Genomic DNA, 23465 nt, shown 5'->3' on the forward strand with positions numbered 1-23465 from the left:
GATGATGGAGGATCAGGCGATCGAATACAGTTTGCGCCCCCGGTACCTGGCGGAATACATCGGCCAGAAGCAGGCCAAGGAGAACTTGAAGATTTACATCGAAGCGGCCAAAATGCGCAAAGAAGCGCTCGACCACGTGCTGCTGTACGGACCTCCCGGGCTCGGCAAAACGACGCTGTCCAACATTATCGCCAATGAGCTTGGCGTCAATATTCGAACGACCTCCGGCCCCGCTATCGAGCGGCCGGGGGATCTTGCGGCCATCCTGACGAATTTGCAGGAGGGCGACGTACTGTTCATCGACGAGATCCACCGCCTCCACCGCACGGTGGAGGAAGTGCTGTATCCGGCGATGGAGGATTATGCCCTTGACATTATTATCGGCAAGGGGCCGAGCGCGCGCTCGGTGCGTCTGGACTTGCCGGCGTTTACGCTGGTCGGCGCGACGACGCGCGTAGGCCTGCTGTCTGCGCCGCTGCGCGACCGCTTCGGCGTCGTCAGCAGGCTGGAATTTTATACGGTGGAGGAGCTCACCTACATCGTCAGCCGCACCGCCGACATCCTGCAGGTGCAGATCGTCGGCGAAGCCGCGCGCGAGATCGGCATGCGCTCGCGCGGCACGCCGCGCATCGCCAACCGCTTGCTCAAGCGGGTACGCGATTTCGCGCAGGTGAAGGGCGACGGCATCATCACGCTCGACATCGCGCGTACGGCCCTGAAGCTCATCCAGGTGGACGACCTGGGCCTCGATGAGATCGACCACAAAATGCTGCGGGCGATCATCCAAAACTTCCAGGGCGGCCCTGTCGGCCTGGAGACGATCGCAGCGACGATCGGAGAAGAGGGGCAGACGATCGAAGACGTCTACGAGCCGTATTTGCTGCAGATCGGCTTCCTGCAGCGCACCCCGCGCGGCCGCACCGTAACGCCGCTGGCGTACTCGCACATGGGGCTGCCGATGCCGGAACAGCGATAGCTGCACGCGGGAGCCGGCGGCAAGAGCCCACGGCGAAAGTCTGCGCTCATTTGCCGCTAAACACAGCGCAAACATTTTGTCAAGCGGCTTGGCAGACGGTAACGCGAGGAGAAAGACAAGAGCAAACCAAACAAGATAAGAGCAAACAAGGCAAGATAGAGCCATACAAGACAAGGCACAACAAAAGTAATAAGACAAGACCAAACAAGGCAAGATAAGACCGAAAAAGACAAGACAAGAGCAACAAGATAAGAGCAACAAAACAAGATAAGAGCAACAAGTCAAGATAAAGCCAAACAAGGCAAGACCGTGCAAAACCCATGCAAAATCATGCAGAACAAATACAAACCCATGCGGAGACATGCGCATGAAATAAATGGATAAAAATCCAAATAAAACAAGATAAAGCCAACATAACAAGAAAGAACGAACGAATTTTAGAAAAAACCTGCGAAAATACAGTTTTTTTCATCCGAAACGGTTCATTTTCGGAAAAAGCCTGCAATTGTGCAGGAATTTCTTTTCAAAACGGCTTGTGCCCCAGGTATTGTCGTGAAAACCTGCACATTTGCAGGAATTTCGTTACAATCGTGTGAAAGAACAAAAAAGCCTGCACTTTTGCAGGCTTTTTACTTATTGCCAAGTAGATGCACCAGCTACAGCCTGCGAATGCATGCAACAGTCGCCCGTTCGCCAGCTCACTATGTATCTGCCAAGTAGATGCACCAGCTACAGCCTGCGAATGCATGCAACAGTCGCCCGTTCGCCAGCTCACTATGTATCTGCCAAGTAGATGCACCAGCTACAGCATGCGAGCACATCCAACAGTCGCCCGTTCGTCGGCTCACTATGTATCTGCCAAGTAGATGTGCCAGTTTCAGCATTCGAATGCATCCAACAGTCGCACATTCACCGGCTCTCTACGTACCCGGCAAGTAGATGCATCAGCTCAAGCATACGAGTACATCCAACAGTCGCCCGTTCGCCGGCTCACTATGTATCTGCCAAGTAGATGCACCAGCTACAGCCTGAGAATCCATCCAACAGTCGCCCGTTCCCCGGCTTTCTACGTATTACCAGCCCGGCGATGACTTCCGAGATATGTGAAGGACAAAGCTTGCTAGGGGTCTGTCCGACGGAGTTACTTTTGTGCAAACCCAAAGAGTCATGACAAGCAAATACTGTAGCTCACGCTGCATCATAACTGCCATTTCACATACACATACCTTCTACTAAATTTTTCGGACAGACTCCTGGCAGATCGTTTCGTAAATTCGTCCTCTTTCTGCTCGTAGCCTGTCCAGTAGACTATTGAATCCGCAGCGGGAATCTCCGGCAACGAAGCATGTACCTTCAACTGAGTTCTTCGGACAGAACCTCGAGGCGTTGCACAATAATGCCCGTCCCTCGCGTGAAGATGCGGAAACGGGCATTTTTTTGCCGTCTACAAAACTTCTGCGCCTTCATAGAGTCTAACTTACTAGAATACGAGCGAAAGAAAGGAACATTTGTCGAATGAAGTGGGGAAAAGCACTATTCCGTCCAACGATGATTGCGATTGCTTCAACGGTGCTGACCGTAGGGACAGCTCCTGTTTTTCAAAATACGGCCGCGGCGGCTGGTGTAAACCATCTGGATACGATCCGCGTTGCGCTGTTCATTGATGCGGCTAAGTACAGAGTGCTTGAGCCGGTCGTTACTTTGTCGGCCGATAGCGGGTTGGAAATCGGAATCCGCAGCGGCGGCGGAACGCACACTTGGGTTGCGCTGCCCAATCAGGCGGAAATTCGCGCTTCCTTGGATCAGTACAGCGTGAAAATGCTGGAAACGCCCGATTTTGCTGCGGCTGGGGCGCTGCAAGCGAAATTGCTGGCGATGAAGGAGGACGCTTACACCCTCAGCAGGTCAAAACAAGGGAAAACCGTTTTTCAGGTTTTCCTCGGCAGCTACGCCTCCAAAGAAGAGGCTGAAGGAGCCAAGCTGAAGGCGCTGAAAGATGCAGGCGTCGGTGCATTGACGCAGGCTGCGCAGCCTGCGCTCACCGGCCCGCTGCATCTGAGCGCCGGGACGTACCCTACGGAAGCGGCGGCTCTTGGGCAGGCGGCCGCCTATTGGCAGGCGGGGCTCACTGCGGACCTTGCCCTGCAGGAAGATGCAGCGGGCAAGGTCCAGTATGGCGTCTGGCTGGGCGGCGAAGCGACGGCTGAGCAGTTGGAGGCCGTGAAGCAGCAAGCGCTTCAAGCCGTGCCGGGCGTTCCGCTCCAGAACGCGAATACGAATGCCGCGTATTTGCTCCGCAGATCGGACGTGACAGTTGCCTCGTCCGGCGTGCAAGCGGTACCTCATTTTGCAGCCGGTGCAGGAGGGCAAAAAACGCTGATTCATCCCAAAGAAGCGGGAATCACCGTCAAAGAGCGGGCAGGCCGAAGCTACCGCGGAGATATGGAGCTGAGCGCCTACCATGACAAGCTGGCCGTGATTAACGAGCTGCCGCTCGAACAGTACCTGTACTCCGTCGTCGGCACGGAGCTGAATTCGAGCTGGCCGGCCGAAGCTTTGAAGGCGCAGGCTGTAGCTGCGCGTACATTTGCAATCAAGCAGGGCGCCAAGTACGAGATCGCCCAAGTGAGCGATTCCACAATGGATCAGGCTTATTATGGCATGGATCGCGAGTTTCCCGGAGCTCTGCAGGCTGTCGATGCGACCAAGGATGAGGTGCTTGTTGACGACAAGCACAACCTTATCACTCCTGTATTTTCATCCAATGCTGGGGGAATGACGGCGGACCCTTCGGAAGTATGGGGCAACCCCGTTCCATATTTGCGCAGCGTGCCGAGTCCTGACGACGGGGCGGCCAGCGGCAAAGCGGTGTGGTATCGGGTGAAGCTGGCAAGCGGTAAAACCGGATACGTGCACTCGAAGTATTTGAAGGATACGGGGCAAAAAAATGCGGAAGGCGCAGCTGTCTACGAAGCAACCGAATCGGCTGTCAATGTAAGATTAGCTCCGTATGTAGACAATACGGCCAATCCTTCGATCGATCAGCTTGACGCCAAGGAAAAAGTGGCGGTCGTGGGCCGGCAGACGGAATCCAACGCCTATTCCTGGGTGCGCGGACCGTATGACGCGGAGACACTCAAAAGCAAACTGGCGGCTGTGGGAGTTGCGATCGACGGTCCTCTCCAGTCTTTGGAAATTTCCAAGCGCGGGCCTTCCGGGCGGGTGACCGAGCTGAAGGCGAACGGCCAAGTAGTAAAAGTGGCTTATCCCGATGCGCTCAGAAACGCTTTGGGCGGACTTCCGAGCACGCGGTTTGAAATTGGATTACCGGGAAGTTATACTGGTAATACTTCAATTGTTCCTCCGGCCGTTCCATCGGCCCGGACCCCGTCTTCGGCAAGCGTATCGATAGCCGGAGCGAGCAGTACGGACAATGGCGGCGACAAAGCTTCAAGCTCTATTTTTGTGCTTTCGGGCGGACAGACGAAGCCTGCCGAGGTGAGCAAGTCCGATATTATCGCAATCGGGGCATCGGGGCAAGCGGCGCCGGCACCTTCCGCTGGAGCGGGCCAACCGGCGGCGAATGGATCCTTTTCCACATCGGGACCTGTGAAAGGCAGCCAATTTATGTTCTGGGGGACCGGTTACGGGCATGGGCTTGGCATGTCGCAATGGGGAGCCAAAGGTTACGCTGAGCTCGGATATGACTATGAACAAATACTCCAGACCTACTACATTGGAGTCACCATAACTAAGGAATGAATGCGAACATATGGATGTACAAGCTTTTGATTTTGAACTGCCCGAATCTTTAATCGCCCAGACGCCGCTTGCAAACCGGACGGCGTCCAGGCTGCTTACGCTCGACAAAGCGACGGGAAACATCGCGCATAACACATTTGAACAGCTAGCGGACTATTTGGAAGCCGGGGATTTGCTCGTGATGAACGATACGCGAGTCATTCCAGCCCGGCTTTTTGGCGTGAAGAGGGATACGGGCGCCAAGGCCGAGATTTTGCTGCTCAAGGCTCTAGGGGAGGACCGCTGGGAAGCTCTGGTGAAGCCCGGGAAAAGGGTCAAGACGGGGGCTATCATCGATTTTGGCGTAGAATTCGCCTCGGGGGACGAGCCTTTACTTGCCGCGGAAGTTTTGGAAGAAGGTGAAATGGGGGCAAGAGTGCTGCAATTTCGCTACCAGGGCATTTTTAACGAAATATTGGATAAACTTGGACAGATGCCTCTGCCGCCTTATATCAAGGAGCAGCTGCCAGAGAAGGAACGGTATCAGACGGTTTATGCGAAGCACGAAGGCTCGGCCGCTGCGCCGACAGCGGGGCTTCATTTTACGGCGGCTTATTTGGATTTGCTTCGCGCCAAAGGAATCCGGACCGCTTTTGTAACGCTGCATGTAGGATTGGGCACTTTCCGCCCCGTTTCGGTAGACCGTATCGAAGAGCATCAGATGCATGCGGAATATTATGAGCTGTCCGCCGAAACGGCTGCGCTTATTAATGAAACGAAATCGAATGGCAAACGTATTATTGCCGTAGGTACAACTTCGGCGCGCACGCTTGAAACCGCGGCTCAGTCAAGCGGGCTTGGCAGCGGGCATACGGCCATCGAGCCGTCGAGCGGCTGGACCAGCATTTTTATTTATCCCGGCTACAAGTTTCAAGCCGTCGATGCGCTGCTGACCAATTTTCATTTGCCCAAATCGACGCTTCTCATGTTGATCAGCGCATTGGCAGGGCGGGAACATGTGATGCGCGCTTATGAAGAGGCGGTCAGAGAACAGTACCGGTTTTTCAGCTTCGGAGACGCAATGTTTATATACTAAGGAGTCTGTCCGATGAACCGCGTAAAGGGCTGCACAATAGTAGCTCCGTCGGACAGACTCCTAGATGATGTTTACTTAAGATAGGAAGTGGTAGTATTGGCAGCAGTGACATACGAACATATCAAAACTTGCAAGCAATCCGGCGCCAGGCTCGGGCGCGTGCATACGCCGCATGGCGTCATCGAGACGCCAGCGTTTATGCCGGTCGGCACGCAGGCTACGGTGAAAACGATGAGCCCCGAGGAATTGAAGGCGATGGACGCTCACATAATTTTGAGCAACACGTACCATCTGTTTTTACGTCCCGGGCACGAGCTTGTGAAAGCGGCCGGCGGGCTGCACAAATTCATGAACTGGGACAGGCCGATCCTGACGGACAGCGGCGGTTTTCAGGTGTTCAGCTTGAGCGACATCCGCAAAATTACGGAAGAAGGCGTCCAGTTCAAGTCGCACCTGAACGGGGACAAGCTGTTCCTCTCGCCGGAGAAAGCGATGGAAATCCAGAATGCGCTAGGCTCCGACATTATGATGGCGTTTGACGAATGCCCGCCTTATCCGGCCGAGTACGATTACATCAAAAAATCGCTGGAACGGACGACCCGTTGGGCGGAGCGCTGCCTGCAAAGCCATGCCAGACCGGAAGACCAGGGGCTGTTCGCTATCGTACAGGGCGGCATGCATGAAGATTTGCGGCGGCAGAGCGCGGAGCAGTTGACTTCCATGGATTTCCCGGGGTATGCTATTGGTGGATTGAGCGTAGGGGAGCCCAAGCATCTGATGTACGAGGTGCTTAACTACACGACTCCGCTGCTTCCGGCGAATAAACCGCGCTATTTAATGGGCGTAGGCTCGCCTGACGCCTTGATCGAAGGCGCTATCCGCGGCATCGACATGTTCGACTGCGTGCTTCCGACGCGCATCGCGCGCAACGGCACCTGCATGACCAGCTCAGGCAGACTCGTAGTGAGAAACGCTGCGTATGCCGAAGATTTCGGTCCGCTCGACCCGAACTGCTCGTGCTACACATGCTCTAATTACAGCAGAGCGTACATTCGCCATTTGATCAAAGCGGACGAGACATTCGGCATCAGGCTCACGACCTATCATAACCTTCACTTTCTATTACAGCTCATGCGCGATGTAAGACAAGCGATTATGGAAGATCGACTGCTCGATTTCCGCGACGCATTTTTCGAATCGTATGGGCTGAATGATAATGAAAGAGGATTTTAAGAAAGGAGGTTTCCTATGTTCTTGTTGGCTGAAACCGCACCTGCAGCCGATGCCGGTGCGATGGGGTACTTGTATACATACGGGCCGCTGGTGCTCATGTTCGTCGTGCTTTATTTCTTACTTATCCGCCCTCAGCAGAAGAGGCAAAAAACTCGCAACATGATGCTCGGGGCATTGAAAAAAGGGGACAAGGTCGTCACCATCGGCGGTCTGCACGGAACGATTATGGAAATTACGGACGACATTTGCGTACTGCGCGTCAACGACGCCACGAAGATGACGTTCGACCGTTCCGCTATCAACTCCGTCGTATCGAGTGCAGCGAAGGAATAGTGAAAAAAAAGCGAGATCCTATCTCAGGCTCTCGCTTTTTCTATGGCATTTATCTGTATTTCATTTTTCTTATGGGCTATTTGCGGGTATTGACGCCAAGCATGCCGCCAAGCGCTCCGGACGCGAAAAATATGCCGAGCAGCTGCAGCGATTGCAAGTTCAATCCGGCGTCGAACGCAAGAAATCCTACCAGAAAAATGATCAGGAAGTAGATGAGACCGAGCATGCCTCCGTAATACCAGCCTTTGTTGCCGGCTCTTTTGCCGGACACCCAGCCGCCGATAAACAGGGAGACGCCGTGAATGATTGTCGTCAAAGTATGCAGGGCGCTCTCCTGCGTGCTGGTAAGAAACAGCAGCAGCGATGTTACGATTGTGCCGATCGTCATCATAATTAATGAATACACTAACCCGGAAAATAAAGGAGATGTAATTCGAACCTGGCTGACGTTTCGCATAGGGTTCATATGCACCATTCCTCTCATTATATTCGATGTTTAGTTAACATCATTGTATGGCCAAGCACATAGAATTAGTACATACTTGCAGAAAGGAAGTGAGTGCATGAACGAATTTTCTCATGGACCTGCGCTATGGCAGTCCATAGCTGCTTTTCTTATTTTCGCGGCCGCTTTTGCAGGCATATTGATCGAACGCTGGAACAGGTCGTATATTGCGCTTGGCGGCGCTCTTTTAATGCTGCTGCTCGGAATTGTGCCGCTCGGAAAAGCTTTTTCTACATACGCGGATTGGGATACGCTCATCCTTTTAACAAGCCTTTTTGTGCTGGCTTCAGGTTTTCAAAAGACGGGAATTGTCTCCTATTTGGCAGCTGCACTTATTCGCAAATACCGGTTAAAGCCTTTATTTATTTTGCTGGGATTGTCTGTCCTGACGGCCGTTTCGTCGGCGTTTATGGACAGCCTTATGGCCATCGCCGTAATCGTTCCCGTTATGCTCAGCACTGCGCGGGTTCTCAAGCAGTCTCCCGTGCCATTTTTGATAGCGGCTGTCATGTCGGCCAATTTGGGCGGCGCGGCCACGTCGACCGGGAGCGTAACGAACCGGATGATCGGGACGGCGGCGGATTTCAATCTGTGGCAATTTGTTGTAAAAATGGGGCCGCTGGTCATCGTTTCGCTGCTCATCGTTTACGCCGCTATGTGGCTGCTGTACGGCAAGAAAATGATCGTTCCGGAGTCGCAAAAACGCGAGCTGCTAAGCCTGCAGCCTGCTTCGCATCTGGCGGACAAAGCGTTTGTCATCGGCGGGAGCGCGATTTTTTTCCTTTTCATTGCGGCTTTGCTGCTTCAAGGACTGCTCGGGTGGAAGGCCTCTTATACCGCTCTCGCCGGAGCAGTGCTGATCACGGCGCTGGATTACAAAGCGGTTGCCGGCATCGTCACAAACAAAGGCTATCGGGCGCTTTGGCAGGGTGTGCTGGACTCGCAAATTTTGTATTTTTTCGGCCTGTTTGTCATGGCTGGCGGTTTGACGCACGCGGGGATCAGCGGCCTGCTCGCCCTTCGCGCCATGGAGCTGAGCCATGGAAGCATCCCGTTTTTGTCCATGCTGATTTTTTGGCTGACCGGCATCGGTTCCGCTATGGTCGACCATATTCCGTATTTGGCGGGGGTCCGGCAAGTGCTTCATGAAATAGGGGCGCTCGTGCAGACCGTTGAGGGAAGCACGATCGCGCCGTTATGGTGGTCTTTGGCGCTGGGCGCTGCCATCGGCAGCAGCGGAACGATTGCCGGCTCCGTCACCGGCATGCTGGCCGCGGGGCTCGCGATGCGGGACGGCAGCGGTTTTAAGCAGTGGGATTATTTGAAAATCGCGGCGCCGCTTACTTTGATATTGATGATTATCGCCACAGGGTACATCGGGCTGTTTTTGCTTTAATTGCCAACAATTGAATACGCAAATTTTGCATGACGCGGCACATCAGCGGTCAGAATACCATTGAACTCCGGAAGTGAGAAGGAAAGCTTGCTTCGAAAGCATTCGCTTTACAACAGGGAGGCTCAAGCAATGGATATTCTGACCATTTTTTTACGCACGGTGCTGATCTATTTCGTCGTGTTTCTCATGCTCCGCATTATGGGGAAGCGGGAGATCGGGAAGCTTTCGCTGTTCGATCTGGTCATTTCGATCATGGTCGCCGAGATCGCCGTATTCGTCCTTGAAGACGCAAGCAAGCCTTTGCTGGACGGGTTGGTGCCGATGGCGACGCTGGTGCTGATTCAGGTGGCCATTGCGTTCATCGCGCTGAAAAACAGGACGGTCCGCATCATGTTCGACGGGAAGCCGAGCGTTTTGATCGAAAACGGCTCGATCAATCGCGAGGAGATGAGGAAGCACCGCTACAATCTGGACGATCTGATGCTTCAGCTGAGGCAGAACAAAATTATGAACGTTGCCGATGTGGAGTTTGCCATTCTCGAACCGTCAGGCAAGCTGAGCGTCGTTGAAAAAGAGAAGAAAATACCGGATGCGGCAAATTCCGGACGCAAAGGCCAAGTCAGATTTGAAGGTTTGCCTCTCCCGCTCATTATGGACGGGAAAGTGCAGGATGAAAATTTGGATAAAATAGGGAAAACGAGATTTTGGCTTAAAAATCAGCTGCAGGCAAAAGGGACGACCGATTTTAAAGATGTGTTCTACTGTTCGATTGACCATAGAGGCAGGCTGTTTCTCGATTTGAAGCGGTAAGTCGGGAAATTACCGGATAAATTTTTTGCCCAGCTTCAGCATGCGCAGCATATCGCTTTGATTCACGAGGCGAAAAAGAACGATCAGGAACAAATACATGATGAATCCGATGAGGCAGGAGACGATAAAACGCAGCCAATCGGTTTGCGTCCAGGGCGCATACATGACGGCGTAGCTGCAAACTCCCGAGAGCGCCATCGCCCCGACGACTTTGGCAAAGTCGACGCCGTGCATGCGGAATTTCAGCAGTCGCACGACGCTGTTCCAGTGAAGCAGCGTAACGAGCACAATGTTCACGTTGATGGCGAAAATCGCTCCGCGTATGCCGAGCTCCGGCTTGCTGGCGAGCACATAGATCAATGCTAACTTGATCGCGGAACCGATCAGGGAGTTCACCAGGGCGGCGCCCGGCCTGTTCAAAGCTTGCAAAGTCGATTGCAGCGGCGCCTGAAAATAAATGAAAATGGCGATAGGAGCCATCATTTTCAGCATGACGCCGACTTCGGGCTGATTGTACATGTAGGTGCAGATTGGCTCGGCAAGGACGAACATGAGTACTGCAAAAGGAGCGCCGGTCACAAGCGCAAGCCGCAGCGATTGATGAAGCCGCGTGTGGATGGTCTGCATATCTTTGCGGGCGGCCGCTTCGCTGAGCGACGGGATCAGCGAGACGGACAACGACATCGTAAGCGCGCTCGGCAGCATAATGATCGGAATAATCATCCCCTGCAGGGCGCCGTACTGGGCCGTGGCAATCGCTGTGGTGACGCCGGCAAGCGCCAGGCTTTGGGCAATGAGGATCGATTCCAGCAGGTAAGACCCCGCACCGATCAGCTTGCTGCCCGTAACAGGAACGGATATGCGCAAAATCCGCTTGAGATNCCAGGCTTTGGGCAATGAGGATCGATTCCAGCAGGTAAGACCCCGCACCGATCAGCTTGCTGCCCGTAACAGGAACGGATATGCGCAAAATCCGCTTGAGATTGGATACCCGGCCGCCTGTTTTGGTAGTCCCGATCGTCGCTCTGGCAGTATGGAGTGAGGCGTGTTTGCGGCTATTTCTGAACATCATCGCGAGTACGAACAGCCCGCCGATCTCGCCGGCTAATACGCCGATCATCGCGCCTGCCGCGGCGTATTCGATTCCGTAAGGAAGCATGAGGTAAGCGCAGACAAGCACCATAACGATGCGGATCAGCGTTTCCGAGGTTTGCGAGACGGCCGTCGGAATCATGTTTTGCCTGCCCTGAAAGTAGCCGCGGAACACGGAGGCGACGCCGATGATCGGAATCATCGGGCTCATGCACAGCAGCGTGAAATAAACGCGTGAGTCCGTCAGGAGATGGGTTGTAATCCACGCAGAGCAGACTACGCAAATGGCCGTAAAAATGAAGCTTAACCCGGTAGTCAGCAGCAAGGAAATGCGTAAAATGCTGCGAATGCGGGTTTCGTTGCGTTCTGCCTCCGCCTCCGCGATCAGCTTGGCGATGGCAACCGGAATCCCGCCGGTAATGATCGTCAAAACAACTATAAGGAACGGCCACCCCATTTGATAGAGCCCTACGCCCTCAGCGCCGATTACTCGCGGGAGCGTGATGCGGGGAACAAAACCGAGTATGCGGTTGATGATGCCCGCAGCTAGCAAAATCATCGTTCCTTTGATAAACGACTGCTTGGTCAATGCCATTCCTTCTTCCCCGACATGATTACTTATGAGCTTGTTTGCACTCATACTTATGGATATGCGGGAATCGGCCAAGCTCATGCTAACATTTTATGGACATGTTGGGTCTGGAGGGGCAGGAATACGGCCGACGGCCATCGAATACAAAGGCGAGGGGAGGAAATACCCATGGAACAGGACAATAACGAACCGGAAAGCGCATCCGCCCGCGAAGAGGACAGCGCTTCCGATACGGAACGGGCCGAGCCGTCCGATCTTGACGGCGGCGAATTGCCGGCAGACGCGGAAGGCGAGGAGGCGTACGATACGATAGGCGATGAAGCCGATACGATGTCGGACGAGGAATTGAGCGAGGTCATCGAGAGCTTGTGCCTGAGCAAAGTCGAGGAGTTCCGGATGCTAGGCTATGAACACGTGACCGGCCAGGATATATGGGAGTGTGTAAGCGACAAGTACCGCAAAACAGGATTGCCGCCGCTTTACCAAATTGTAAACGACATACTGTCGCTCAAATCCACGCAGTTTATGAACTGGATGACGTTGAGCGTTTTTAAAGGGGCCCAATTGTGACGAGAGGCCTTATTTTTTTGCATGAACGGATCATAATTTACGCAAATTACACAAAATGACGTAAATTGACTCGTTTTTCGAGCCTGAGTATAATAGGAATATTGAGTATGGAAGGGAGACAAGCAAGAATGCTGGATTGGAAAAGAATTTCGATCTTCTTTTTGACGGTGGTCATCGTGCTCGGCGCTATCGCCGCAACGAGTCCCTCATTAGTCGATCGAATCAAGCTTGGACTGGATTTAAAGGGCGGTTTCGAAATCCTCTACACAGCGGAGCCTTTGACTGCAGGTCAGCCCTTGACAAAGGAAACGCTGTCGCAGGCCGCGGAGAGCCTGGCCAAGCGCGCGGACAGTCTCGGCGTCGCCGAGCCCGAAGTTTACCCGGAAGGAACCGACCGTATCCGCGTCCGGTTAGCCGGTGTGCAAAATGAGGACGAGGTCAGGAGCCTGATGTCCAAACCGGCCGTACTGACATTCCGCGGTCCGGACGGAACGGTTTATATGAACGGCACCGATTTCGTCGAGAATGCGGCCAAATTGAGTTTCGATCCGAACACGAAACAGCCGATCGTCGAGATCAAGATGAAGAGCAGAGAGAAGTTCAAGGAGGTTACCACCAAGCTGGTCGGCAGCAGTCTGTCCATTTATTTGGACGACGCACTGCAGTCCACCGCGTCGGTTAATTATCCGATCGACAGCGACTCCGCGATCATTACGCAATCGAACATCCAGGAAGCGACCAAAGTCGCGAAGATCATCAACCTGGGCGCAATGCCGCTTAAATTGACGGAGAAGTACATTCAACGCGTAGACGCTACATTAGGGAAAGCTTCGCTGCATCAAACTGCGCTTGCAGGCTTGATCGCCTCCGTGCTGATTTTCCTCTTCATGGTCATTTATTACCGCGTTCCGGGTCTCGTAGCGGCGTTTACACTGATTACTTATATATGGGTGCTTTTGGCCGTTTTCGACTTTATGAACGCGACCCTCACATTGCCGGGTATTGCCGCATTGGTGCTCGGGGTAGGCATAGCGGTCGATGCGAACATCATTACATATGAGAGAATCAGGGAAGAAATCCGCTCCGGCAAAAGCGTTCTGTCATCGTTAAAATCGGGTTCGAAGCATTCCTTCCGGACGATTATGGACGCGAACGTAACCAACCTGATTGCCGGAATCGTACTTTACTATGTTGGTAACGGGGCTATCCGCGGATTCGCCGTCATTAACATGATCAGTATCATTATCAGTATCGCAACGAACGTTATCCTCTCCAGATGGCTGTTGCATCTGATTGTTCGAGGCAACCTGCTCAAGAAGCCGGGCTATTTCGGCGTTAAGGAGGCGGACATACGTGAGCTTTAAGAAACAATACGATTTTGTTAAAAATCGCAACAAGTTTTTTGCCGTTTCGGCTTTAATCCTGATTGCGGGTATAGTGATTATGTTAATTTCGGGAATGAATTTCGGCGTCGATTTTAAAGCGGGAACGAACATCGACCTGGTCGTCGGCAAAACGGTCGACAAGGCCAAAGTCAGCGAAATTCTCGGCCAGTTGTCGGCAAGCGGCGACGTAAAATCAAGATACGCCGAGCCGACGATCGGCGGCAACAATAACGACCGCGTCTCGATCCGCTTTGACGACGTGCTCAGTGATGATGCGGTCAACAAAATTCATAGCGCCTTTGTCAATGCTTACGGCGGCGAAGTTTCCAAGGAAATCAATACGGTTGACCCGCAGTTGGCCAAAGAGCTGCTCATTAAGGCCGGATATGCCATAGGGATTGCGAGCATACTCATCTGCGTCTATGTGAGCATCCGATTTGAGTGGCGGTTCGCGCTTGCGGCGATTATCGCCATTCTCCATGACGCCCTCATCGTTATCGCGGTATTCGCCATTTTCCGTATGGAAGTGAATCTGCCCTTTCTTGCGGCGGTGCTGACGACGATCGGTTACTCGATCAACGATAAAATCGTTATTTTCGACCGGATCCGCGAAAACCTCCGCTTTGCCAAGCTGAAGACGGACGAGGATCTGGTAAATCTCGTCAACGACAGTATTTGGCAGACAATGGCGCGGAACATCAATACGGTGCTCGTCGTACTCGTCGCAGCAGGCTGTCTGTATGTTTTCGGCAGCGTATCGATCAAGCTGTTTGCCCTTGCCAAGCTGATCGGTCTGGCGAGCGGAGCTTACTCCTCCATTTTCATCGCTTGTTCGTTATGGTATTTATTTAAAAGAAATTCACTTGGTTCTAAAAAGAAAGCTGCAGCGTAATAACGTTAATAAACGGCCGCGTGATCGATTGCGCGGCCTTTGCATAGGTCTAAACAGGTTTTTCAAGGGGAGTGGCACGGTGTGACTGACCGGCGTTTTGAAAAGGCAGAGTTTGCCGCTTGGGGCGGAATCGCGGGCATTCTGGCACTTGCCGTATTAAAAGGCATTGTCGGCATTATGGCGCAGAGCTCAGGGCTGATCGCCGACGCGGCGCACTCCGCCTCCGGCGCTGCCGGGTCCATTGCCGAGCGGGCCGGGTTCCGCGCAGCCAGGCCGGGGTCCGATGACAATCATATTTACGGACATAACAAAACGGAAACCATTGCGTCCGTAATCGTTTCCGTTTTCATTCTTGTCGTCGGAGCGGAGATTGCGGTGTCTGCGGTTAAGGCGCTGTGGAACGGGGCGGAGCATCCGCCGAAATCGTATGCGCTCATCGCTATCGTCATTTCATTAGCCGTAAACGAAATTTTGTATTATTATAAGCGCAGGCTGGGGAAAAGCCTGGGTTCGCGGGCATTGTTGGCGCAAGCGGAAACACATCGCTCAAGCGTATATTCGTCCCTTGCGGCGTCTCTTGGCGTGCTGCTGGCGGTGTTGGGATCGCAAATCGCCTTGCCTGCGTTGTTTTATTTGGATTCGGCGGCAGGCTTGTTCATATCCCTGCTGGTGCTCAGAATGGGATACAGACTGCTGAACGAGGCTGTCCGCAAAACGGTTGACCGCGTTTTGCATCGCGAGGATGCCGCTGATCTGATCGCCGCCGTGCAGCGTATAAAAGGCGTAATCACCGTTGACGATTTGCGGGCCAGAGAGCATGGCCATTACGTCGTGGTCGATGCGAAGATCAGCGTGAACCCGCGAATTTCCGTTCTGGAAGGACACGATATCGCCCGAAACGTCAAGCAGCAATTGATGAAACGGTTTATTCACGTTGCGGACGTGTTCGTGCATGTGAATCCGTATGATCCCGGGTATCCTTACAAGAACAGTGTGGAATCGGAGCAGGGAGCCCATTCGAATGTTATTCATTGACAGAATTGACGCTTGCGAAGCAAGCACACGGGGAGGGAACGACGGTGCTAGCGCCAAAGGCGAGATGGAATATCGGCAAAGCGGAGGAAGCTCTTGTTGAAACTTTCATTCGCGATTTGAACATAGATCCGCTTGTCGCCCGGCTTCTTGTTCTCCGGGATATACGAACCGCGGAAGAGGCCGAACTTTTTTTAAGCGGCGGCAAAGAACATTTTCACGATCCTTTTTTGCTGGACGGCATGCGTCCGGCAGTCGATCGTATTCACCGGGCGCTCGCCCGGGGTGAATTCATACGTGTATACGGCGATTACGACGCCGACGGAGTGAGCAGCACCTCGTTGATGGTGCATCTGCTCAGAGGGCTTGGCGCCCGCTTCGATACATATATTCCCCACCGCATCCGGGAAGGCTACGGTTTGAACCGCAGCGCGATCGACAAAGCCAAGGAGCAGGGCGTCTCGCTTATCATTACGGTGGACACTGGCATTAGCGCCGTGGATGAAGTACAGTATATTCAGGAGCTTGGCATGGATGTTATCGTAACCGATCATCACGAACCGCCTGAAGTACTGCCTGACGCACTTTCCGTTATAAATCCGAAAAAGCCGGACTGTCCGTACCCATACAAGCATTTGGCCGGCGTCGGAGTCGCCTTCAAGTTAGCTCACGCTCTTCTTGGACGTTTGCCGGAAGAGCTGCTGGAGTTTGCGGCTATCGGCACGGTCGCCGATTTGATGCCGTTAACCGGCGAGAACCGTTTGATCGTCAAATGGGGGCTCGAACGCATGCAAGCTTCCGCTTATGTCGGCATCCGGGCGCTGCTCGGCGTCTCGGGCATCGAGCGGAAGGAAGTGACGGCTTCGCATATCGGCTTTTCCCTGGCGCCGCGCATTAATGCGAGCGGGCGGCTGGAATGCGCGGACGATGCGGTGAAGCTGTTGACGACCGATGCGGAGCAGGAAGCCGAGCATATCGCCTTTGAACTGGACATGCTCAACAAAGAGCGCCAGCGCATCGTGGAGGACATGACGGCCGAAGCGATGGCCATGGCGGAGGAGCAGCGCAGCCAAGGGCTGGATAAAGTCATTGTAGTTGCGAAGGAAGAATGGAACGTGGGCGTAGTGGGAATCGTCGCTTCCAAAATCGTCGAGAAGCATTACAGGCCTGCACTCGTTCTCAGCATCGACCCGCTGACGGGAATCGCCAAAGGTTCGGCGCGCTCCATAGCCGGATTCGATATGTACAAGGCGCTGACGGCTTGCCGGGAGTGGCTTGACCATTACGGCGGCCATCAGGCTGCGGCCGGCATGAGCTTGAACCGCAGCGACGTCGGAGCGTTCTCCCGGAAGCTGAACCAGCTTGCCGGAGAATGGCTCACGGAGCAGGATTTCATCCCGCTGCTCAAAGCGGACAGCGAATGCAGCCTGCAAAGCGTGCCGATAGCGAGCATCGAGCAGCTTGGCAAGCTGGCGCCGTTCGGCATGGGGAACCCGGCGCCAAGGTTCGTTTTCACGGATTTGACGCTCGGCGAAATCCGCACGATGGGCAAAGAAAAGCAGCATCTGAAGCTTGCGCTTTCGCAAACGGAGGACGAGGTCAGCCGGTCCGTGGAAGCTGTCGGCTTCGGCAAAGGAAGCCTGAGCAGCCTTATTGCGCCGACTTCGCGCATCGACGTGCTGGGCGAGCTTTCCGTCAACGAGTGGAACGGAGTGCGCAAGCCGCAGATCGTGATGCAGGATTTGCGGGTGCCGCATATCCAGCTGTTCGACTGGCGCGGAGCGCAGCAGATGGAATCGAAGCTGTCCGCGCTTGCGAGCTCTCTCGCCGACATGCCCGGGGCGAGCGACGGCATCGTGCCGCCGGCTATAGTGTTGTTTGACGAAGCCGACTTGGCTTCTGCGGCCGTGCAGGCCGGGTGGAATTACCCTCTCTGGATGCTTCAGCGCTCAGGCACGGTGGTGCCGGGTAATGAGCAGGCGGCGGGCTTGCAGTTTGCCCGTATGCAGGATATTGTGCTATATTCAGCTCCGCGAAGCATCGCGGGCTTCAAGCGTTTACTGCGGCAAAGCCCGGGTATGATGCGCTGCTACGCCGTTTTTGCGGAGCTTGGACAGCAGCATGGCGGGGCCATGCCTTCGCGTGACATGTTCAAGCTGCTGTACGGCACTTTGCAGAAGCATGGGCCGTTGAATGCGCAGGACCAGCGCTTCATGCAGTCGTTAAGCAAGCGCACAGGGCTTTCGCCGGCCATGATCGAATTTATTTTTTCCGTATTCGAAGAACTGGGCTTTCTTGAGCGGACAGGCGGCATCGTAAAGCTGCAGCCGTCCCCGGACAAAAAAGACCTGGGGTCGTCCAGGCTTTACCAGGACAAATTGCACCGCCAGGAAGTGGAATCGATCATTTTGTATTCCTCGGCCAAAGAGCTCGAGCAGTGGATCGTGGAGCAATTGAACAATGATAAACAAGCAGTGGAGGAGATCGTATGAATTTTAAAGAGTATATTCGCGTCATTCCGGATTTTCCGCAGCCGGGAATTAGCTTCAAGGACATTACCACCTTGCTGCAAAACGGAGCCGTCTACAAAGAGGCGATCGACCAAATAAAACAACTGGTGGCCGATAAGCAGATCGACGTCATTGCCGGCCCGGAGGCGCGCGGTTTTGTTGTCGGTGCTCCGCTGGCTTACGCGCTGGGCGTCGGCTTTGTGCCGATCCGTAAAAGCGGCAAGCTTCCGGGGAATACGATTGAGGCGGATTACGCCCTGGAGTACGGCAAGGACAAGCTGGCTATGCACCAGGACGCTATCAAGCCAGGTCAAAAAGTGCTTATTGCCGATGACCTGCTCGCAACGGGCGGCACGATTCAAACTTCGATCGACTTGATCAAGCAGCTTGGCGGAGACATCGTCGGAGCCGCGTTCCTGATCGAGCTGTCCTACCTGGACGGCAGAGAGAAGCTGGGCGGTATCGACGTCGTTTCGTTGGTACAATATTAATCATACGAGGGGTTGTCCCAAAAAGGTCACATATGGCCTTAGGGGCAGCCCCTTTAAAATTGTTGACCAGGCAAAGGCCGGAACAAGCTCCAAACAGGGGGCATGTGGTTGACCGTCATGCAATACCCACTGCGCGCCGGGAACCGTGCGCGGCGAAGATTTAGCCTCTGTTACAATATATGGAAAATGCGGAGGTGGTTCTTTGATCGACTTGGCAGCCCTCGGCGGTCCTTGGAAGTCTCCGGAAGTCCTTGGCAGTCTTTGGCGGCGGCAGACTTTGGCAGTCCTCTGCAGCCTTCGAAAGTCCTTGGAAATCCTTGGCAGTAATCGCCAGCTCCTCGGTAGCCCCTCTGCTGTCCCCGATTAACCAAAAAACCTGCAAAAGTACAGGCTTTTTCCAAGGAAATGTCTCGTTTGGCGGAAAAGCCTGCAATTGTGCAGGAATTTCAAGCAAAATGGGCTTGTACCTACTGCAGCAGCAAAAAAGCCTGCAGATTTGCAGGAATTTTTCGCTGCAAGCGTATCCGCAGGCAAAAAGATGTATTTTTGCAGGTTTTTCGGCCGCAGCCTGTTGCTGCAAGTAGATCCGTCAGCTTAAGCAGATGAACTTCTCAATGCTCTCCGGCTTGTGCAGTCTTTTTCGAGGGAAACGGTTCGTTTGACGGAAAGGCTTCGATTTGTGCAAGAATTCCCGGTTACAACGGGGCTGATGTGAAACGAACATCAAGCCTCGGACTGCCGCGCATTTAAATTAAACTTGGAAACCGCTTGTTTTTCAATTTCGTCCCAATGGGGAGTCGCAATGTTTGATTGCAGCTTCAACTTATTGAACGATTCAAACAAAGCTGCAATTTCGCCGAAAGATCCAACCACAAATTTCATAAACGGTAAATTATGCAGCAGTTTTAAACCATAATATACACCGTGTTTATGCTTACGAATCCATTTAACTTGGCTTGCAGGAGTGATCGTATAACCCAATTTTTCCAACACCTGAAACCCTTCGTCCACCGCTGATATAGCTTGCTTTAATAGCTTTTTGTCCTTGGCTGCCCGCTTTAAATCACCGTCGTAAAGATAGCCAATGGAGTTTAAAGGCACAATAGGAACGATATGACTTTTAAGCCAAGCGTCCATATCTTCATGATAAGTTAATGTATACTTAGCATGTTTGAAAGCATTTTCCAGCAAATGTTGAAATGGGATCTCACCGTATAGGCTGCCAAGTACCATATGTCCACCGCCGCGTATGCAGATAATGCGACCGCTCTCTTCTCTGACTCCTCCGCTAAGTTGAAACCCGAAGACTACATGTTTGTTAACGAGGCTATTTTCCTGCAGAAAAATTTGCATTTCGCGGGCATCGGTATTATTGCCGACAAGGACAATATTACGGCTCTGGTTTTTTGCCAAAATCGGCAGTACTGACAGGAAATCATTGTATTTCATAACAACAAAAATGAGATCGTAACTATCATCCGGTTGAAGTGTTTGGATTACTTTTACTTCATCGACAGTAGTTTTTCGCTGAAAATAATGGCGAATGACGAGCCCGTCTTTTTGCAACTGCTCAGCTCGCTTCCCTCTGGCGAGCACCGTTACTTCATTGCTACTCCCACGTACCAAGGCATGAGCAAGATAACTGCCTAAAACTCCCGCGCCGTAAACTAATATTCTCAAGGTATACGCACTCCTTTTTTTACGATTGTTGTTTTTTAACCATTTGTTCAATATAATCAGACTATCAGCTTTCCAAACATGCTTCAATCGTTAATCTTATCGGTAATGTTGGTTTTTCAACAGATTACAATCCATTGTTCAATTAAAGGGGTATCTCGATGGACAGAAGAGTAAAAAAAAACCAAGCAGCCATTATGAAGGCGTTCATTCATCTGATGGCGGAAAAAGATTTTGAAAAAATAACGATTAACGAAATCGCCGAGCGTGCCGATGTAAACCGGGGCACCGTTTATTCGCATTATTCGGATAAATACGATCTATTGGATAAATGCTTGGAGACTCAACTGGGACAACTAATCGAAAGCTGCTTGCCGGTGGACGAAACAGAGACTTATCTCTCGAAGGATTCATTGCTCCGCACATTTGAACAAATGGAGAAGAATGCTCTTTTTTACAGAACTTTTTTAACGAACAGAGGCGTTCCTTCCTTTACAAACCATTTGCAAGAATTAATAAAAAAGGGAATACGGGAACAAATTAAAAACCATTTGAATCTGGATGACCTGAGCAAGGACATTTTAGTGCAATTTTTGAGCTCGGCGGTTGCCGGAGTGATTGAATGGTGGTTTATGCACACAATGCCCTGTTCTGCAGCAGAGATTACGGAAAAGTTATGGCGGCTGCTTGAGCTTAATCAGATGATACCCCGATCTCAACGCGAAACCGCACCTTCGGAAGCTTTATCCTTTGATAAATTAGGTATATCGTGCTGATACTAGTAAAATTTCTAAATACTCCCTGTCTTGCTTATTCGAAATGTGAAAGGTTTGCGAGAAAAGACCGTGTTTTGTCGAAAGTAAGCCGGCGGGCAGTTGACGCGGAGCCTGCCTTGAAGGCATAATGAATAAAAATCGACTAAAGGGAATGGGTAGATGAATGGGTATAGAGCTGCTGCTGGAGAAGGCCGCCACCTATCTGAAGGAGAATGATTTGCAGCGGATTCGGGAGGCCTACGAGTTTGCCGATGAAGCCCATCACGGCCAAGTGCGCAAATCGGGGGAACCCTACATTCTGCATCCTTTGGCTGTTGCTGAAATTTTGGTCAACATGCAGATGGACGTGACCTCCATCATTGCAGCGCTGCTTCATGATGTCGTAGAAGATACGACGGTTTCTTTGGAGGCCGTTCTCGATAAATTCGGAAAAACATGCGCAATGCTGGTTGACGGATTGACCAAACTGGAGAGAATCAAATTCAAGTCGAAGGAAGAGCAACAGAACGAAAATTATCGCAAAATGTTCGTTGCCATGGCGCAGGACATCCGCGTCATTTTGATCAAGCTTGCCGACCGTCTTCACAACATGCGCACACTCAAGTACCAGTCGGAAGAAAGTCAGCGGCGCATTGCGGAGGAAACGCTGGAAATTTTTTGCCCCATTGCGCACCGGCTCGGGATTTCGACGATCAAATGGGAGATGGAGGACATTGCTCTCCGTTATTTGAACCCGCAGCAGTATTACCGGATCGTGAACCTGATGCAGAAGAAGCGCGCGGAGCGGGAGCAGTACATCGAGAACGTTATTCAGAGCATTAAGGAAAAGCTCGAAGAAATGGGCATTCAGGGGGACATTTCCGGGCGCCCCAAGCATTTGTACAGCATTTACAAAAAGATGAGCTCCCGCGGCAAGCAGTTCAATGAGATTTACGATCTGATGGCGTTGCGGGTCATTGTCGATAATATCAAGGATTGCTACGCCTCGCTCGGCATCATCCATACGTTGTGGAAGCCGATGCCGGGCCGTTTCAAGGACTATATCGCGATGCCCAAGCCCAATATGTACCAGTCTTTGCATACGACGGTGATCGGGCCGAAAGGCGAGCCGCTGGAAGTGCAGATCCGCACATGGGAAATGCACAAAACGTCCGAATTCGGGATCGCCGCGCACTGGGCATATAAAGAAGGCGGCTCTGTGGTGCCGTCGGGCACGTTCGAAGACAAGATGAACTGGTTCAGAGAAATTCTTGAGCTGCAGCAGGAGACAAGCGACGCTTCGGAATTTATGGAATCCATGAAAATGGATTTCTTCTCCGACCTTGTTTTTGTCTTTACGCCGAAAGGCGAAGTCATCGAATTGCCGGCGGGATCGGTGCCGCTCGATTTTGCCTACCGCATCCATACGGAAGTCGGCAACCGGACGATCGGGGCCAAGGTGAACGGGCGGATCGTACCGCTGGACCATAAGCTGAAAACCGGCGATATTGTCGAAATTTTAACTTCCAAACATTCGTACGGCCCCAGCCAGGACTGGATAAAAATCGCTCAATCCTCGCACGCCCGCAGCAAGATCAAGCAGTGGTTCAAAAAAGAGAAGCGCGAGGAGAACGTGGAAAAAGGCAAGGAGATGATCGAGCGCGAGCTGAAGCGCTTGGCTATCGATCCTCCGACGCTCATGAGCGACGACAAGCTGCTGGAAGCCGCGAAAAAATACAATTTTAACGACATTGAAGATATGCTTTCGGCAGTCGGCTTCGGCGGCATTACAGCGGCGCAAATTTGCACGAAGCTGACGGAGAAGCTGCGCAAGGAAGCCGAGGAAGCGCAGTCGCTGCAGCTGACCGGCGAGGTCAAAGAAGTGAAGGCGCAGCCGCAAAACGAGCGCAAAGGGCGTCCGACCAACGGCGTACGCGTCAAAGGCGTAGACAACCTGCTTGTACGGTTCGCGCGCTGCTGCAATCCGGTGCCCGGCGATTCCATTATCGGCTATATTACGCGCGGCCGCGGGGTGTCCGTTCACCGTCAGGATTGCTTGAACATTCCTAACAGCATGGGCGAAGAGGAACGCGTCATTGAGGTGGAATGGGCCGAGGCCGTCGAATCCAATTTTAATGTGGAAATCGAGATTACCGGACATGACCGCCGCGGTTTCCTCAACGAAGTGCTGCAGGCCGTCTCGGAAAGCAAAACGATGATATCCGCGGTATCGGGCCGTTCGGACAAAAACAAAATGGCGACGATCCACATGACCATTTTGATCAAAAATATCGACCATCTGCAGTCGGTCGTGGAAAAAATCAAACGCGTCAAGGACGTTTATTCCGTCCAGCGAATTATGCAAACTTAGGAGAGTCG

The 23465-nt window shown here is 52.7% G+C and carries 17 protein-coding genes and 1 pseudogene; 15 read left to right on the forward strand and 3 right to left on the reverse strand.

Translation table 11 applies throughout. The annotated features are described in order from the left end of the window. Position 1 precedes the first annotated feature (1 nt). The 5 genes from ruvB (at position 2) to yajC (ending at position 7379) form a co-directional block, all read left to right on the forward strand. Positions 2-976 carry a Holliday junction branch migration DNA helicase RuvB gene (ruvB, locus tag AC6RNO_RS30390; RefSeq protein WP_474680695.1) on the forward strand — a complete coding sequence of 325 codons (975 nt, stop codon included), beginning with the start codon at positions 2-4 and terminating at the stop codon, positions 974-976. Between the two features lie 1515 nt (positions 977-2491). Further along, on the forward strand, positions 2492-4738 hold the full coding sequence (locus AC6RNO_RS30395; protein WP_497107798.1) for a SpoIID/LytB domain-containing protein: 2247 nt from the start codon (positions 2492-2494) through the stop codon (positions 4736-4738). Positions 4739-4748: 10 nt separating this feature from the next. Further along, positions 4749-5813: a tRNA preQ1(34) S-adenosylmethionine ribosyltransferase-isomerase QueA gene (queA, locus tag AC6RNO_RS30400; RefSeq protein WP_497107799.1), complete on the forward strand. Its 1065-nt coding sequence runs from the start codon at positions 4749-4751 to the stop codon at positions 5811-5813. Between the two features lie 96 nt (positions 5814-5909). After that, positions 5910-7046: a tRNA guanosine(34) transglycosylase Tgt gene (gene tgt, locus AC6RNO_RS30405; RefSeq protein ID WP_474680390.1), complete on the forward strand. Its 1137-nt coding sequence runs from the start codon at positions 5910-5912 to the stop codon at positions 7044-7046. Positions 7047-7061: 15 nt separating this feature from the next. After that, positions 7062-7379, forward strand: a complete 318-nt coding sequence (yajC, locus tag AC6RNO_RS30410; RefSeq protein WP_474680389.1) for a preprotein translocase subunit YajC — start codon at positions 7062-7064, stop codon at positions 7377-7379. Between the two features lie 76 nt (positions 7380-7455). Here yajC and AC6RNO_RS30415 read toward each other — a convergent pair whose 3' ends face one another. After that, on the reverse strand, positions 7456-7845 hold the full coding sequence (locus tag AC6RNO_RS30415; RefSeq protein ID WP_474680388.1) for a TIGR04086 family membrane protein: 390 nt from the start codon (positions 7843-7845) through the stop codon (positions 7456-7458). 97 nt (positions 7846-7942) lie between these two features. Here AC6RNO_RS30415 and AC6RNO_RS30420 point away from each other — a divergent pair, with 97 nt between their 5' ends. Both AC6RNO_RS30420 and AC6RNO_RS30425 read left to right on the forward strand, forming a co-directional pair. Beyond that, positions 7943-9280: an ArsB/NhaD family transporter gene (locus AC6RNO_RS30420; protein ID WP_474680387.1), complete on the forward strand. Its 1338-nt coding sequence runs from the start codon at positions 7943-7945 to the stop codon at positions 9278-9280. Between the two features lie 129 nt (positions 9281-9409). Continuing rightward, positions 9410-10090 carry a DUF421 domain-containing protein gene (locus AC6RNO_RS30425; protein ID WP_474680386.1) on the forward strand — a complete coding sequence of 227 codons (681 nt, stop codon included), beginning with the start codon at positions 9410-9412 and terminating at the stop codon, positions 10088-10090. A 9-nt stretch (positions 10091-10099) separates the two neighbouring features. Here AC6RNO_RS30425 and AC6RNO_RS30430 read toward each other — a convergent pair. Next, a pseudogene (locus AC6RNO_RS30430) lies at positions 10100-11771 on the reverse strand (putative polysaccharide biosynthesis protein). A 171-nt stretch (positions 11772-11942) separates the two neighbouring features. On the opposite strand from AC6RNO_RS30430, the gene AC6RNO_RS30435 reads away from it, so the two are divergent. The 6 genes from AC6RNO_RS30435 (at position 11943) to AC6RNO_RS30460 (ending at position 18654) form a co-directional block, all read left to right on the forward strand. After that, entirely contained in the window at positions 11943-12344 is a 402-nt protein-coding gene (locus AC6RNO_RS30435) for a post-transcriptional regulator (protein WP_497107800.1), read from the forward strand. A gap of 131 nt (positions 12345-12475) precedes the next feature. After that, entirely contained in the window at positions 12476-13708 is a 1233-nt protein-coding gene (gene secD / locus AC6RNO_RS30440; RefSeq protein WP_474680693.1) for a protein translocase subunit SecD, read from the forward strand. Beyond that, a complete protein-coding gene (secF, locus tag AC6RNO_RS30445; RefSeq protein WP_497107801.1) occupies positions 13698-14621 on the forward strand; it encodes a protein translocase subunit SecF in 924 nt (307 codons plus the stop codon). Before secD ends, secF begins: the two co-directional genes overlap by 11 nt. A gap of 81 nt (positions 14622-14702) precedes the next feature. Continuing rightward, complete coding sequence (locus AC6RNO_RS30450; RefSeq protein WP_488434570.1) at positions 14703-15656, forward strand: cation diffusion facilitator family transporter; 954 nt, start codon at positions 14703-14705, stop codon at positions 15654-15656. Between the two features lie 44 nt (positions 15657-15700). Beyond that, positions 15701-18145: a single-stranded-DNA-specific exonuclease RecJ gene (recJ, locus tag AC6RNO_RS30455; protein ID WP_497107802.1), complete on the forward strand. Its 2445-nt coding sequence runs from the start codon at positions 15701-15703 to the stop codon at positions 18143-18145. Then, positions 18142-18654 carry an adenine phosphoribosyltransferase gene (locus AC6RNO_RS30460; RefSeq protein ID WP_474680381.1) on the forward strand — a complete coding sequence of 171 codons (513 nt, stop codon included), beginning with the start codon at positions 18142-18144 and terminating at the stop codon, positions 18652-18654. The genes recJ and AC6RNO_RS30460 overlap by 4 nt, the downstream gene beginning before the upstream one ends. A gap of 723 nt (positions 18655-19377) precedes the next feature. Here AC6RNO_RS30460 and AC6RNO_RS30465 read toward each other — a convergent pair. Then, on the reverse strand, positions 19378-20334 hold the full coding sequence (locus tag AC6RNO_RS30465) for a 2-dehydropantoate 2-reductase N-terminal domain-containing protein (protein WP_497107803.1): 957 nt from the start codon (positions 20332-20334) through the stop codon (positions 19378-19380). A 194-nt stretch (positions 20335-20528) separates the two neighbouring features. On the opposite strand from AC6RNO_RS30465, the gene AC6RNO_RS30470 reads away from it, so the two are divergent. After that, positions 20529-21107: a TetR/AcrR family transcriptional regulator C-terminal domain-containing protein gene (locus AC6RNO_RS30470; RefSeq protein WP_497107804.1), complete on the forward strand. Its 579-nt coding sequence runs from the start codon at positions 20529-20531 to the stop codon at positions 21105-21107. Positions 21108-21270: 163 nt separating this feature from the next. Beyond that, a complete protein-coding gene (locus AC6RNO_RS30475) occupies positions 21271-23457 on the forward strand; it encodes a RelA/SpoT family protein (RefSeq protein ID WP_474680378.1) in 2187 nt (728 codons plus the stop codon). Positions 23458-23465: the final 8 nt, after the last annotated feature.

The organism is Paenibacillus sp. sgz302190, assembly GCF_059820445.1.